General features: G+C 44.4%; 14 protein-coding genes. 5 read left to right on the top strand and 9 right to left on the bottom strand.

Annotated elements, in window-relative coordinates:
- Window positions 1-3: 3 nt before the first annotated feature.
- The 9 genes from R7E78_RS09665 to mobH form a co-directional block, all read right to left on the bottom strand.
- A complete protein-coding gene (locus R7E78_RS09665; RefSeq protein ID WP_014386711.1) occupies window positions 4-954 on the bottom strand; it encodes a type-F conjugative transfer system secretin TraK in 951 nt (316 codons plus the stop codon).
- The gene (locus R7E78_RS09660; protein ID WP_014386710.1) at window positions 944-1,573 is read right to left on the bottom strand and encodes a TraE/TraK family type IV conjugative transfer system protein; all 630 of its coding nucleotides are present in this window, start codon (window positions 1,571-1,573) and stop codon (window positions 944-946) included. Before R7E78_RS09660 ends, R7E78_RS09665 begins: the two co-directional genes overlap by 11 nt.
- Entirely contained in the window at window positions 1,570-1,851 is a 282-nt protein-coding gene (traL, locus tag R7E78_RS09655; protein WP_014386709.1) for a type IV conjugative transfer system protein TraL, read from the bottom strand. Before traL ends, R7E78_RS09660 begins: the two co-directional genes overlap by 4 nt.
- Before the next feature lie 157 nt (window positions 1,852-2,008).
- Window positions 2,009-2,152: a hypothetical protein gene (locus tag R7E78_RS09650; RefSeq protein WP_153274586.1), complete on the bottom strand. Its 144-nt coding sequence runs from the start codon at window positions 2,150-2,152 to the stop codon at window positions 2,009-2,011.
- 168 nt (window positions 2,153-2,320) lie between these two features.
- A complete protein-coding gene (locus R7E78_RS09645) occupies window positions 2,321-2,722 on the bottom strand; it encodes a hypothetical protein (RefSeq protein WP_014386708.1) in 402 nt (133 codons plus the stop codon).
- 16 nt (window positions 2,723-2,738) lie between these two features.
- Entirely contained in the window at window positions 2,739-3,368 is a 630-nt protein-coding gene (locus R7E78_RS09640; RefSeq protein ID WP_014386707.1) for a DUF4400 domain-containing protein, read from the bottom strand.
- On the bottom strand, window positions 3,325-3,870 hold the full coding sequence (locus R7E78_RS09635) for a hypothetical protein (RefSeq protein ID WP_318057872.1): 546 nt from the start codon (window positions 3,868-3,870) through the stop codon (window positions 3,325-3,327). The genes R7E78_RS09640 and R7E78_RS09635 overlap by 44 nt, the downstream gene beginning before the upstream one ends.
- A gap of 48 nt (window positions 3,871-3,918) precedes the next feature.
- Window positions 3,919-5,787: a conjugative transfer system coupling protein TraD gene (gene traD / locus R7E78_RS09630; RefSeq protein WP_014386705.1), complete on the bottom strand. Its 1,869-nt coding sequence runs from the start codon at window positions 5,785-5,787 to the stop codon at window positions 3,919-3,921.
- A 6-nt stretch (window positions 5,788-5,793) separates the two neighbouring features.
- Complete coding sequence (mobH, locus tag R7E78_RS09625) at window positions 5,794-8,868, bottom strand: MobH family relaxase (RefSeq protein ID WP_014386704.1); 3,075 nt, start codon at window positions 8,866-8,868, stop codon at window positions 5,794-5,796.
- Window positions 8,869-9,031: 163 nt separating this feature from the next.
- Here mobH and R7E78_RS09620 point away from each other — a divergent pair, with 163 nt between their 5' ends.
- From R7E78_RS09620 to R7E78_RS09600, 5 genes are all read left to right on the top strand, one after another.
- Window positions 9,032-9,271 carry a hypothetical protein gene (locus R7E78_RS09620; protein WP_014386703.1) on the top strand — a complete coding sequence of 80 codons (240 nt, stop codon included), beginning with the start codon at window positions 9,032-9,034 and terminating at the stop codon, window positions 9,269-9,271.
- A 4-nt stretch (window positions 9,272-9,275) separates the two neighbouring features.
- Window positions 9,276-10,052 carry a hypothetical protein gene (locus R7E78_RS09615; RefSeq protein ID WP_128740496.1) on the top strand — a complete coding sequence of 259 codons (777 nt, stop codon included), beginning with the start codon at window positions 9,276-9,278 and terminating at the stop codon, window positions 10,050-10,052.
- On the top strand, window positions 10,034-10,336 hold the full coding sequence (locus R7E78_RS09610; protein ID WP_014386701.1) for a hypothetical protein: 303 nt from the start codon (window positions 10,034-10,036) through the stop codon (window positions 10,334-10,336). The genes R7E78_RS09615 and R7E78_RS09610 overlap by 19 nt, the downstream gene beginning before the upstream one ends.
- Window positions 10,337-12,544 carry a DNA topoisomerase 3 gene (locus R7E78_RS09605; RefSeq protein WP_181382986.1) on the top strand — a complete coding sequence of 736 codons (2,208 nt, stop codon included), beginning with the start codon at window positions 10,337-10,339 and terminating at the stop codon, window positions 12,542-12,544.
- 112 nt (window positions 12,545-12,656) lie between these two features.
- The gene (locus R7E78_RS09600; protein ID WP_181382985.1) at window positions 12,657-13,418 is read left to right on the top strand and encodes a hypothetical protein; all 762 of its coding nucleotides are present in this window, start codon (window positions 12,657-12,659) and stop codon (window positions 13,416-13,418) included.
- Window positions 13,419-13,709: the final 291 nt, after the last annotated feature.

Genomic DNA, 13,709 nt, shown 5'->3' with positions numbered 1-13,709 from the left:
CGTTTACATTCCTCCGCTCAACAGTGAAGGACGACGAGTAGCCGATTCGGTTTTCTCGCGCTGTTTTACTGCCACGTACACTTCGGTTTTCTGACCTGGCTCAAGAACCTTATGCGGCCATGAAGTCACACCAGCAACACTCCAGTTTCCGCAAGATTGCTCTTTGAACTCAATAGGTTCACTTGTGACGTTTCGAGCAATACCTACAAATACAGTCAAATGATGCCCCATCATCATTTGTCCATTTGCAAAATTGACTGAAATACCAGGCTGCGCACACTGAGGTAATTGAACATTGCTTGGAGTTCGATTCATGGAGTAGCCATTAGGGATTTCACCAAGAGCCAGTTTTCTGAATACTGTTCGAAGTGTTTCGATATATGGCTGACTTTGCTCCCAGCTTTTAGCTTTGTTGTTTGCAAACATGCCAGGTATTAAGCTGTTATTGTCGAGCTTCAAAAACACTTCACGAGGTGGGATTCTTTGAGGAACCATTGTTAAACTCAGCGCACGAGCTTCTGAGCCCTTTTCTGTAATGAACATGGTTACTGGGTATTCTTTTGCCGTAGCCACATAGATAACATTCTCTTTGATGCATATTTCCCCACATTCACCTTTATTTTGCCCCGGCTGTAAGGATGTTGACGTCACTTCCGGCTTACCAAATGGAGTAACGATTCGGTTGGGATGACCGATAGCAATAGGGATGATCTGATTAACCCCAGGCTCCATAACCAGTTGTGAGTTTTCAGTGTAACCACCAGCCAAATTCGAGCTATTGGCCTGAGTAGTTGTAGCTCTTTGTTTTGCTACTGAATCAGGGATTACGGGGGCTGGAACGTTGTTCTTCATAACACTGACAGGAACAACTGGTATTTCATCATCTGATGCATTCACTGCACTTGAAACACCAAGCGCAATTGAAAGCGCCAAAACAATCGAATTAACCTTCATTACGCTTTCTCCGGCTCTCTTCTTTACGTTCTAATTTGTCTAAAACACTCTTCGTTCGAGGGCGACCTTCATACGTGGTCATATAATCAAGGACAGGCATATAGTTCGAAACGCGGAGCTCAAACTCGTATGTTCTGTCTGTACGTTGCTCTTTTGCGTCAAAAGCAGCCCCCTTAACAAAGGAGTGCCCATACACAAAAACCTTGTCAGTCGTTTCTTCGTATTCGACGAAACGAGGTTCGAATCGCATAGTGATTCGGTCTGCTTGAATCTCTTGCGCTTGGATTTCAAGTGCATCAATAAACTCTTGATAAATAGTCGGTGCTAGAATTGGCTCCATACGTTCTTTGATGAAGTTAACGTTGCCGGGAGTTACGTTACCCATCAGCGTTCCAAGAGCCCATCCCCACGCCTCTTTGTATGATTGAGAGGCATTTTTTTGTGATACCCAAGCTTCTTCATTCAAAGTCCAAGGCTGAACGGTCACAATGGTCTCTTTGCTAAACAACTTCACAGCTAGCAGCAAGACGGTGAAGATCAGACCGAGGACGAAGACTCGCCCCCATTTATTTTCAGCCTGAGTGCCCTCCCAGGTTTTTAAATACACCTTTAAATTCAAGGGAAATACCTCCGGATAAATGGGTTTTTCAAAGATTTTGCTTTTGTTGCGATGAATCCCCCCCAATACAGCATGTGAAGCATGTAGCCATCAGGGTGGTTATCACGAAATCGACGATATAAATTGGTCACGGCCAAGCCGATTAAGAAAAAAATCAAGGCTTTGCCCATCATCACTCCGATGACAAGGCCAAGAAGCATAGGAGCCAGCTCATCTGCACTCCAGAGCAGCATGTGCGGCGGTTCGTCTATACGACGTGGGATTTTGACGGGCTTCATTCCATATCTCTTCCAATTTCCAATGTCGCCAATTCTGGAAGATTTTTTCAACAAACACGCCACGGGCTAACGCCCTTTTTGGGCAACTTGGGCGAAAAGTGGTCTTATAAAGAGAGAAACGGCATAAAGCCGTTTTTAGAGCGGGTAATGTGAAAGGTTAAAACAAGCGAACAAGATCGCCATACTGAATACCAAAAAAGAAACCTACGGCAAAGATTAACTGCCAAAGGATAATTTGCCCTACGCCCCATGATGCTCCAGAGCGTTCAGAGCTATTTGCTGTATGTGTATGAGAAGACATATAACCTCCAACTGATTGCTATTTAATTTTTCTTTATTCTCACCTGATCTCGTGCTCATTTCACAGCGCTGTATTTGTCCATTTGGGAAGCATTAAGACTTTCACATGTGAAAGTGAGTGACACAAAAAAGCGGCCAACAAATGGCCGCCTTTGCAATGTAATGTGACTTATCCGTTTTGCGCTTGCTTCTTCTGCTCTTGATATGCTGCTTTCATCGCGCTTTGGGTCTTTTCTACCCACTTCATTCCATCGTTACAGTCCACGTTGTCAGCGGCAGACTGAAAGCTAAGAGGTTTTCCATCTGGGTTCATGTTCCCCATAGCCAGAAGAAATGCATAGAGAGGATGTGTTTTCGTTACATTCTGAATATTTTCTATGGTTATCGGTTGATCGCACTTCTCTTCTAGTGTCTGAACCATAAACTCCGAAACTTCGGCGCAACTTTCACACATCAGTTCGAAGGTCTCAAAGAAAGTTTCCACTTCCTCCGTATAGGGTTTATCTGTCTTCGCCACTGCTGGACCTGCAAGCATGAATGCGGCAATGATTGTTAGAGCAGTCTTTTTCATATTGAATATCCTTTGGTTAAACTCGTTTTTGTAAATTGCCGAATGCAAGTCCCAACAACACACAACAGAGCATCATCACAGCGGGGATTACAATTGGATTTAGAGCTATGGGAGCAAAAAAGGTAATAAACAGCCCCATGCTTAGGAAGAACGTTCCTCGAATGCTATATCGGTGGACAACAGGGCTCGCATAGTCAAAGTTGGTTCGTTTGATCTTCCAACTCATCAAACCGTCATAAACCGCCGGGATGAACAAGATGAGCAGATACGGTGCCCAGGAGGACAAAAGTGCTAACCGCGTGTAGAACTGGTAAATTACATTGGTAAAGGCTTCAATTCGCCCCTCCACCCAAACGAACCATGCTTGGCCCATATTCTCCATTCCTTTCGACTTTCTACGTTCCTCTTCTGTTGGAATTAACGTGTGATACATAGCAGCATAAAAGCCAGAATCAAGCACACTAGTTTTGTACCAGTCCCCAGCTGTATCACTAATCCACTGTCTAGCTTCATAGCCTAAGTTCTGCTCCACCAGCTCTGATTCACGCTGAATTGTTTTATCTGTCCAATCACCAGGTACTAGCAAAAGAATCACCAAGACTTCAATGACTAGCAACCAAGCGACCAGCCACAACGGCTTCTTCATAATTGGTTCTCCTTAATACTGTTTTTACACTTTCGCTAGCGACTAACTGATACAAAGCCTTGCGAAGTTTGCATTCATTCTGATGTTGATGTGGAACAATGAATAATTCACCTTTATGGTCTGCAAGCCAGTGAGAAAAAGGCTCACCTTTCTCCACAGACCACTTGTTACCTAGTGAATCTTCAATCTCAATTTCTAGCGCTTTAGCTGTTTCAGTGATGATGGTTTCCAAGAAAACCCCTAGTCTTACCGGGTCCTCGTACTTACGTTTGTTCGCATGGAACACTACACCGCTATATTTATCTAATGCCTCTTCCAAAATCGGATAAATCACTGGCTCCTTATCCGATTTGATCCCATCAGTGATGAGACAACATAGTTGCTCAATCACATCATTGGTTGCAGGCCAATCAAAAAACAGCAGTGCCAGTGTGTGTGCATTTTTTCGATCACGCTTTCGGATCACGCTTAGTACTTTCTTGTGCGGATTCACATCAACCACTCTAGTAACCTCATAATTTTTATACTTATTCGCACTCATATTTCGCCATTAAGATGTCAAGATAGGTAGCCGTCCCTTGACTATCTTCCCCCCAGAGATTTTGGCTATGTACTCAAGGTTGGGCAGCATCCCCAGGAGTTGCGTAGAGAACAATTCAGCTTCTTCTTCCATAAGCCGTTCCCCTTGGTTGCCCCCATGCATAATCGGCTGCTCACCGTCCGTATTTTGGCCCTGCGTTCTCATGACGTAGTTCAAACGTGTTTTCGGTAAGTTGTCTGTAATGAACTTTTGTGTTTCAGGATCAATTACACGCAATGAGAATGTGTTGTTAATGTTTCCCAGAACCTGAAGTGCTTTATCTTTACTCCCCATCCGAGCGGCAAAGTCAGCGAATGTTTGTGTTGCAACAAATAGTCGAAGTTTCGCGCCACGACCTTTGTTGAGAAGCTGAATGAATGGGTCATTGATCACCTCTGCGGCTTCGTCCACAAAGATATTGACGGGCTTATTGTTGACACCAAAGTTGTATCTATCACCAGCAACAGCTGTTAAGTCAGATAAGAAAAGAGAGCCGATTGCAGAACCAACCATACTGTCGGTCAAACTATCCAGACCAATGTATGCAACCATGCCATTGTTTATTATTTTGGCTGAGTCACTTATTGGCCTGGTATCATCGACATCGCTTGAATCGGGAGACAGCATCTTTCCTAAATCACCCGAGGTAAGCATGTTCATGATAGGAAGCAGTGAAGCAACCATTTTCCCGAAGTGTGCCGAGTCATGTTGGAACATCGACAATAAGCCTTCCAAATCTGAGTGAGGAAACTCTGGTTGAATAACATCTTGGTAGAACTTCATCATGGCAAAAGCTTGCTTTTCTCTATTGCCATTTTTCACTTTTTCCAAATATGGTGCTGCTTTTGATTCCCAGTCTTCCATAACTCGTGCTGAATAAGCCTGTACGGCTTTGATAACCAGACCTGCGGCACCACCTTCCAAAAATCGTTTCAACAGAACAATGCTAGGACGTTCATAAGTCAGTACAAGACCTTGAGCGATATTGTTCAGTGCTTGCCAACCAAATGATTTGAATGGATCTGCACCTGCCTCCGAAGGTATCAACGCGGCCAAACGGCTCGCAATCTCCGTCACACGGCTAAAGTTACGTAGAGGGTCCAATCGCACGGATTCATCTGGGAACGCAGGGTGAAAGGAAACAAATCGCTCTGGATGGCCCATAGCTTCGCAAGCTCTCCTTGCATTGTCCCTCATTTCTTTATCACCCTTAGGGTCGATAATGATCACTGCTTCATTGCGCAAGACAGCTTGCGTGATCATAATGTCGAACATACGAGTCTTGCCTGAACCTGTTGTACCTACAATAAGCGTGTGGCCTTCTGTATGCTTCAACGGTTGCATCAACTTCTCTTCTTTTGGTTCAACACCGTGAATCCATGTTTGCCCCATTGGATCTTCTTTCTTTTTGCCTTTAAGGACGCGAACCGTCTTCTTGATTAAAGGCTCTTGAGCAGTAAAGGTGTGCCAGTCACGTTTGATGATTTCAAATACACGCTGAGCATGACGCTTTTCCCATACAAAACCATGACCAAGCCACATATCATCTTCTGAGCCAGCCATCATTTTTTCTAGCTCTTTTAAAGAGATAAATTCCAGTTCACGACCAAATAGATGCTTCTGGAGACGATGTAACATCATGGCTTTTGGGATTCGGGACATTGCCATAACACCACAAATACCAGTCATCCAATAAAACGGTTCCGGAGGCATTGACTCTGCCATTTGATTAACCGTCAAGGCCACACCGCTGGCAGCTGCCCACCCTAGCGCTGCACGACCTTCAAAATTTGGCCTCCACGGCATTTCATACCCAAGTGGGTCATAATCCATGCTCATCTATCTTTACTCCACCTCTAACCTTAAATTCCCCTGGCGAATAGTCATTCTTGGGCGTCGTTGCCCACTAGCGAGTAATGCTCTCAGCATAGATTTGCTAAGATTCGTACACTCACCAGTTACTTTCTCCAGAGCCTTATCGCTTGTTACCAAACACCCATCCTCCTTAATGACCGGACCGACTAACCATCGTCCTTTTTGGTTTTTTATCATTTCTTTCAGAAGCCTAATGGCCTCCTCTGCATCAATGTCAGACTGAGGAGGTAAAAAGTCCTCATCACTAATTTCTTTCGCCTTCTGAGGCTTTTTAGGTTCCTCGTCTTCTAGATCTATTTGCCCGACCACTTTTGTCATTGGCAGTTCTAAATCAGAATCGAAATCCAGACTCACTGGCCGCGTTTCTTTTGGTGGTTTATTTACCGTTGTCTTTGGTTTTTGGCGCTTAGGTAAACGTGACACATTTTGCTTTTCCTCATTAGAAGCACTGTTTTCACTCTCATTTTTGTGCTGTTCGGTTTGAGTTTTAGCTGCTGTGCCCTTCTTACCTTGTGCCGTTTGTTGTGCGATTCTTTTATTCTCAGATGAGCGGCCACCTGTTTGCTCTCCGGGCAGTAATGCTGAAATATCCATTGCAGGTTTAGGCTTTTTCGGCGTAGATTGGTTGGTTTTCTGGCTCTTAACTTTCTTTTCTGAGTGTGCCTTTTCAGCTTTCTTGCCAGATTGGCGTTTATCATTTAGCGCACTAACTTCACGAATTGGGTCAAAGTCTTTCTCAGCTTGTTCTATCGCAGCTTTGATAACATCTGAGATATCAGAAGAAAGTAACAACCCTTTAATGCCACTAAAATCATGAACCTTCCGGTTTGGATGAACTGGGTCAGGCACGATAGCGCCAGCGTCAAATAACGTGTTCAAGACTTCGGCTGGAGCCCCAAGCGCTCGGGCACCTTCTGGATAAAGGATCACTGCTTTTTTCTTCATAAAGCAAAGCACTTCACCTAATGTTTTGTGTCCATCCAGCACAGGAATAATGGCTTCTTTTAAAATACTTTCTGCCGCGCCGTATCCACTTAGAACATTCTCCAAATGACCACGCACATCAACATCACTCGATTTATCCTGCTGGCTGAAAGAATATGTCTCTGCATCTTGGAAATGTTCTGTTGGAACAAACTCTTCACGCTCTTCCATCTCATGGGAGTAGTCATAGGCATCCAAAGGGACAGCATCTATTGGTGCAAACATATCCTCTGGCGGCATTGGTGGGGCATCAAATATTGCGCTCGGTTCAGGGCCAAAAAACTCATTCGGTGACAAGGATGCTGCCGTGTTTGCGGATGCTTTAGGCTGACGCTTCTTGCCCGAGCGAATGTTGTCTATGCCGGGTAAAGATGTGTCTTCTTCGCTTTGTTCTGTTGGAACATTTGGCGTTTCAGCTTTGTCTTTTTGTGTTGTATCAGGCTCGGTATTGAGCCCAAATGCATCGAATGGAAAATCGCAAACTCCTAATGCCCCACCAGCATCTTTCAGCCCTTTCAATGGATCGTCTAATGCTAATGGTGCTGCGGTTTGAGCGATTTCTTGTGCTGATGGTTCTTTTGGGGCATCAGCTTTATCGTCATTCTTGCTTGTTTTGGTATCGGTGGAAGTGCCACCTTTCGGTTCCGATGATTGAGAGTCCGTTGAGGGCGGTGCTGCCATAAAATCTGGAATTTCGAATCCATCATCAAGAGAACCAATAGGCTCTGGTGTAGCGGTGAGCGAATCAGAGTTCTCATCTCCATCTTCCGGTGCATCGTCATCAAGCTCACTGGCATCAAGTTCCTGTTCGTCCTCATCGCCAATAACTTCACCCGCGATGGCCGCAGGCGGTTCAGTGGTAAAAACCAACTCCGACGATTCAAGACGCAGCATCTGCATTTTGATTTTCCCTGTGACTTCTTCCCCTTCTTGAGGTAATTCAGGGATAACTTCCCAATAACGATAGAAAACATCTTTGCCATGCTCTGGTAATACGTTTTTCAGAGCAAAACCACGCTCAATTAAAATATCAGCCAAGGTATCTGGATCACGAGGAATGCCAGGAATTTTATCTTCCGTTAACAAGTCATAAATATCACTGGCTCCCTGCTTCCATGTAATGAACACACCCTGATGTAAATGCCACACCTTCGCGCCAGGCTCATTGACTTTCCATTTGCCCGTTTTAACCAATCGACGTAAAGCATCAAATACATAACGCTCAACAGGAACACCGTAAGCAAACTCATCGACATCTAGGCGATTCTGTTTGAGGTCACGAGAAACACTTTCACCATCAGCTTTAAGCATTAACTTTGTTACCGGGTCATTGATTCTAAGACCTGATATTGCCTGTAGCATGGATTCAACAATGTCTTTACCGGGATCAGCTAGAAACTCCAAAGCCTCTGGAGTCAAAATTCGTTCGACGGTCAGCAGCGAAAATTGCTCGTGCCGTTTGTGTTCTCTATCTCTCCAACGAAGAAAATAACGACTCACATTATGGCGCTTAGCCCAGTCAACCAGAGTTTCTGAATATGGGTTCCACGTTTTACTACCATCGCTGTTTGTGATCACAACATCAGACAATGGCTTACCAACGTCATGCAATAACCCTGAGAAACAACATGCCAAACGCCATCGCGGCTCATTGTTTCTTCGTTCACGAGGGGAGCCTGAAATTGAGAAAATAACTGACTCAGATGCCTGTGTCGCCCAAAAGGCAACCTCCAGCCCATGACGAAACAATCCACCAGCTCCCCGATGATGATGAGCTTCGGATGCTGGTAATAAATGAACAAACGCCGCGTAACGGCCAATTACAGGCATGACTAAACGGTCGTACTCTTCTTGAGTAAAACCTAAAGTGCTCCTGATTTTTTGAATAAGTTCGTTCTGTGTCTGCAACACTTTATCGACTGGGGCCATTGGTAGCCCTTTGGCAAACGGCGGGTATCGAGGTATCTCTTCGTCAGCTAAATCCCTAACCTGGGAAGCTACTACCTCTACTTTTTTCTCACCGCGCCCACCAAATAATTTTTTAAAGGCACTACTTATCATCTGGTTCTTATTTACCTGCGCTTTTTCCGTGCGTATATGCTCGCAGACCCTTTTGTCTTCTCATATCTCCCCTCCTGTCCATTTTGGGCAGTTTGAGGCGTCAGAGATGATTGAGTGACCAGATAAAATACACAGCATCATTATTTGGTATCAGGAGAGTTGTATGGAAAGAACATTGCCCGATGCTGCCTATTTGGCACTTGATGCTTTAAAGCGCCAAGCACAGGCAGTAACCGCTAACAACATGCAGGGAGACAAAGAGGCTTTGCATCAGGCTCAGTCTGACATGTCTCTTGTTAATAACTGGACAACAGTCATTACTCGTAAGCTTTTAAGCAACAGTGATGGCCGGACAATCGACACCATTGATGAACAATGGTTGGAGCAACAATTCAATGGGTAAGCAGATGATTAAAAAGCAATTAGTAGTACTTGTAGGGTTAGCTATTTTGGCTGGGTGTTCCTCAACCAAAGATATCCCACCAACAAACGCAGAATTGCACCAACGCTACGGCATTCCTCAGCAGCCGACAGATCAATGGATTCAAGAGAACCTTCCTATCTACGAAGCGAAGGCTGACAAACTGCTTGCGTCTGATGATGATGTCGATGCCTATTACTTCCTTTTGAATATTGCTGAAAATCGTGGCAGTGCTGATATCGAAGCACATAAGAAGCAAGATCGTGTAGATCGTGGTCTCAATGTTTCTTATGAAGATTTAGGACTGGGTGGAGCAGCATTTCGCAAACCCGATTACATCCATGTATTAGGTCCAACAAGTAGTCTCGGCGCGAATAATGAAAGCGCATTGATAAAACAGCAGAAGGATAAAAATGGTTCCAACATGGAAGATGCCATTTCCGCATACAAAAAACTTTCTTCTGGTGTGAAAGGCAAAGGGTACTCCTTATACGAACTATCACGCTGGGAGCGTTTCTGTGATAGCGGTAATGGCATGGATGAACGCGATTGGCAGTTCATCGAGAAAGAAAAAGGCGAAACAGGCAGTATCCCAAGCGATCTGGTTGGTCAGTGCAATCCGCCACAACACACTTACCAAGATTATCTCACCGCTTGGACGCAATTTTGCACATCACAAAAAATGACGAATGAACAGCGCAAGATCGTTCGCAGTTCTACTCGCCCATTTACAGTGGTAAACCCATGCAAAGCCATAAAGTAACCACCAGCTCATCACATACTCAGTTGACGGAAGAAGAGCTTCTCGTTCTTCAAGCTAAAGCTGAGCTCTTTGATGAGCTGAACATCATGCTGGTTGAGGCCGGACAAAGTGGCACTCCGGAAGAAGCAGCAGTCGTTATCTCTGCCAACCTAGCTTTTATTGCTGGCACAGAGAAATCCCCCTTAATAGCCGATGCCTCCGAAAACTGGAAACAGCTGACCAACCTTTCTACGCAGCAAAACGGTATTCAAGACATCGCGCTCAAACCAAAGGAGTGCGCTTAAATGGATCTGTACATTTGTGAGAAGCCATCCCAAGCAAAAGACCTCGCAGCTGTGATGGGAGTAACTCAGCACGGCGACGGTTTTATTCATGATGGAAGTGGCCGGGCAATAACCTGGGCTCTTGGTCATCTATTAGAACTCTATATGCCCGATGACTATGACGAGAAATATAAAGCATGGTCCCTTGAAACACTGCCTATTTCTCCTGAATCATGGCGTAGCAAGGTGAGGCGTAGCTCTTCCAAGCAATATAAAGTGATCGAGCAGCTGGTGAAAAAAGCCAGCACAGTTTATATCTCGACTGACTATGACAGAGAAGGCGAAGCGATCGCTCGTTCCCTACTCGATAGATTCCGATACCAAGGCCCCGTAAAACGAGTTTGTTTAACTGCTCTTGATGAAAGCAGTATCAGAAAAGCACTTCGAAACATCAAAGATGGCAAGGAGACGATACCCCTTTATTACGCATCCCTATCTCGCCAGCGAGCTGACTGGGTAGTGGGTATGAACATGTCTCGCTGTTATACAGTACTTGCAAGAGAGGTTGGCTTCGGGCAAACGCTCCATATAGGACGAGTAATCACCCCCACGGTCGCCCTTGTGTGCCAGCGAGACAGTGAAATAGCCAACTTCAAACCATCACCGTTCTGGACGATGGACGTCGGTGTATCTGTTCAAAACGGTCAATTCCTTGCTCACTGGGTGCCGCCAGAAGAGTGCTCTGACGATCAAGGGCGATGTACAAACAAAGCCTATGCAGAGCAAGTAGCCGCTCAAGTAAAAGGAGCGCAAGCACTTATAAGTAAGGCTGAAACAAAAGCTGGCAAGGAATCAGCCCCTCTTCCATTTGATTTGACTAGTTTACAGCAATACGCGGCCAAACGTTGGGGGTACAGTGCGCAAGAAACACTTGATGCAGCACAAGCTTTGTACGAAAAGCACAAAGCAACCACCTACCCCCGTACAGATTGCAGATACCTGCCAGAATCACAGAAAGAGGATATCCCCGATATTCTTCAAGCTCTGATTCTTTCGGATCAGCGTGTTTCAGGGCTGGTGGCTGGAGCAGACCAATCGAGATCATCAAGAGCGTTCAATGACAAAAAAATCACCGCTCACCATGCCATCATTCCAACTCCGGCCAAAACCAACATAAGTGCCATGAGCGAAAAAGAGTTCAATCTGTACGATGCAATTCGTCGTTTCTACATCGCCCAGTTCTACAGTCCTTTTGAATTCAACAAAACTACAATTGATGTTCAATGCGGCAATCATTCGTTCACGGCCAACGGCAAAACACATTTACGTCAAGGTTGGAAAGTACTATTCAACAATGATGCAGAATCATCCCCTCAAGATGAAGGCGATGATCTTGATGGACCAAAAGAGCAAGAGAAATTACCGAAAGTTAGCCAGGGTGAACCAGCCTTGATCAATGATTCGGTAATCACTGACAAAATGACTCGGCCATCACCTCATTTCACCGAAGCCACACTACTAAGCGCGATGGAAAACATTGCTCGCTTTGTCACAGAAGAAAAGTTTAAGCAAGTCCTAAAAGACACCGCTGGCCTCGGCACCCCAGCTACCCGTGCAGGCATTATTCAGGGTGCGGTCGATAAAGGGTACTTGCAGAGAAAGAAAAAGCTCCTTATCGCCACGGATAAAGCTCACGCACTTATTGCTGTCGTACCAGCAGCGATCAAAAGCCCAGGCATGACGGCGGCTTGGGAACAGGAACTGGAGAAGATAGCGACAGGGAACGGAAACATGTCCGTCTTTATGCAGCAAATCTCAGGTTGGATTGTTCAAATGATCCAACAACTCAAGCAGAATGCTCCAACCCTAACTCAACCAGAAGGCATCTTAGCTAAGGCTTTCAAAAATGCGGAAGGTCCTACTCATGATTGTTTCAATTGTGGTGGTAAGTTGAAGCGACTAAAAGGGAAAAATGGATTTTTTTGGGTGTGTCAGAACGAGACATGTAAAAAGACTTTTCCTGACAATCGTGGGAAACCAGAAAAGCGTATTGCTGCTGAGGATTGTCCTGATTGCCCTGACTGTGGCAAGCCAATGCGCCTACGTAAAGGCAAGGCTCCAGGTAAAAAGCGAGCTAGCTCTTTTTGGGGTTGTACTGGGTATCCTGATTGTAAATCGACGATGCCATACTCTCGGAAGAAAAAATCTCTGGAAGAGTTATTTGACTAACGTCTCGGGGCTTCGGCCCCGGTATATAACTGATAATCAAATAGGCTCACTGACACTAGAACATCCATTAAACAGAGTGATATTTAGCATTTTAAATTTTTAAGGGTCCATTATGTATCATAACCGAGAACACGCCAAAGCTGCTTTCAAACACCACACCCTCTATCTTAATCTAGGCTGGATGGATAATGATAGGCAAAGAGTGATTAATAGCCTTTATTTATATAGCTTAGCTAAATTCAAACAGGAAAAGTGTAGAGAAATAACCACTCCAACGACAGATTTCATGAATAGCGTAGATAGATACAAAAAACCAAGAATCGACAACAATTTCCCTGTGAACGCACTATCAAATAAGAGTTCTTTAGGGGTCGCTGTAGCACTGCCATTGTACAAACAATGTAAAGTAAGACGAGTAGAAAAGTTATTTTTAGGAATATTAAATAAATCTACAAGGTGTTACCTAGATCTATATGAATTTGAAATTAAGAAGCTCCTAAAGACTGAATGTAAAAAATTACACTCATTAGGCTATGATAATTTTGAAGTTCGAAGCCTAATATATAACACGCATTTTTTACCCAAAAGAGTAGTGAATTCAATTGTTAGACATAGTGGAAAAACTAAATACAGCGTTAACGTCCCTAAGTTTATACTATATAGGGATTTTATAGACTCCCCCTCCATTAGTTATGTCTTAGAAAATAATGCTGTAAGTGATTTCTTCTATCATAGTTCCGTTTTCAGTAGAGGAATGCCGACTAAAAAAAATAAAACAACACTTTCTAATCAGCTCGATATATCTCGCCTTCAAGGTAAAAAAATAAAAACTAATGATAATTTTCAGGTTCTTAAGCCAGCATCTTCAAGTTGATTCGGTATATTAAGTGCTCGGTCGTTAGACCGAGCCCAGCGAAAGAGTTCGCTGGTTAAATCCACCCCATTGCCGATAAAGCGCCAATGTGAGCTGCTACTCCATTCTAATGTCAGGCACCTAGAATACCCTGTTAACAGCGCTTGTCCGTATCTCAACACAAAAAGTATTGAGACGTTTAGAGCTTACATGCACTATTACAAAATTCACCTGTAACTGCCCTTTTTGGGCGCAATGCCACATAAGCCCATGTTCCAGAACGTGAGATAGTAAACGATACTAACTAAAAGG

The organism is Vibrio sp. YT-19(2023), from assembly GCF_033337395.1.
The sequence above is the reverse complement of the archived record's forward strand: the minus strand, read 5'-3'. Positions and strand labels throughout refer to the sequence as shown.

Bases quoted from the DNA above. Each gene is read 5' to 3' on its own strand.
- R7E78_RS09665 (WP_014386711.1), bottom strand. From the start codon at position 954: ATGAAGGTTAATTCGATTGTTTTGGCGCTTTCAATTGCGCTTGGTGTT.
- traL (WP_014386709.1), bottom strand. From the start codon at position 1,851: ATGAAGCCCGTCAAAATCCCACGTCGTATAGACGAACCGCCGCACATG.
- R7E78_RS09650 (WP_153274586.1), bottom strand. From the start codon at position 2,152: ATGTCTTCTCATACACATACAGCAAATAGCTCTGAACGCTCTGGAGCA.
- R7E78_RS09645 (WP_014386708.1), bottom strand. From the start codon at position 2,722: ATGAAAAAGACTGCTCTAACAATCATTGCCGCATTCATGCTTGCAGGT.
- R7E78_RS09640 (WP_014386707.1), bottom strand. From the start codon at position 3,368: ATGAAGAAGCCGTTGTGGCTGGTCGCTTGGTTGCTAGTCATTGAAGTC.
- traD (WP_014386705.1), bottom strand. From the start codon at position 5,787: ATGAGCATGGATTATGACCCACTTGGGTATGAAATGCCGTGGAGGCCA.
- mobH (WP_014386704.1), bottom strand. From the start codon at position 8,868: ATGATAAGTAGTGCCTTTAAAAAATTATTTGGTGGGCGCGGTGAGAAA.
- R7E78_RS09620 (WP_014386703.1), top strand. From the start codon at position 9,032: ATGGAAAGAACATTGCCCGATGCTGCCTATTTGGCACTTGATGCTTTA.
- R7E78_RS09615 (WP_128740496.1), top strand. From the start codon at position 9,276: ATGATTAAAAAGCAATTAGTAGTACTTGTAGGGTTAGCTATTTTGGCT.
- R7E78_RS09610 (WP_014386701.1), top strand. From the start codon at position 10,034: ATGCAAAGCCATAAAGTAACCACCAGCTCATCACATACTCAGTTGACG.
- R7E78_RS09605 (WP_181382986.1), top strand. From the start codon at position 10,337: ATGGATCTGTACATTTGTGAGAAGCCATCCCAAGCAAAAGACCTCGCA.
- R7E78_RS09600 (WP_181382985.1), top strand. From the start codon at position 12,657: ATGTATCATAACCGAGAACACGCCAAAGCTGCTTTCAAACACCACACC.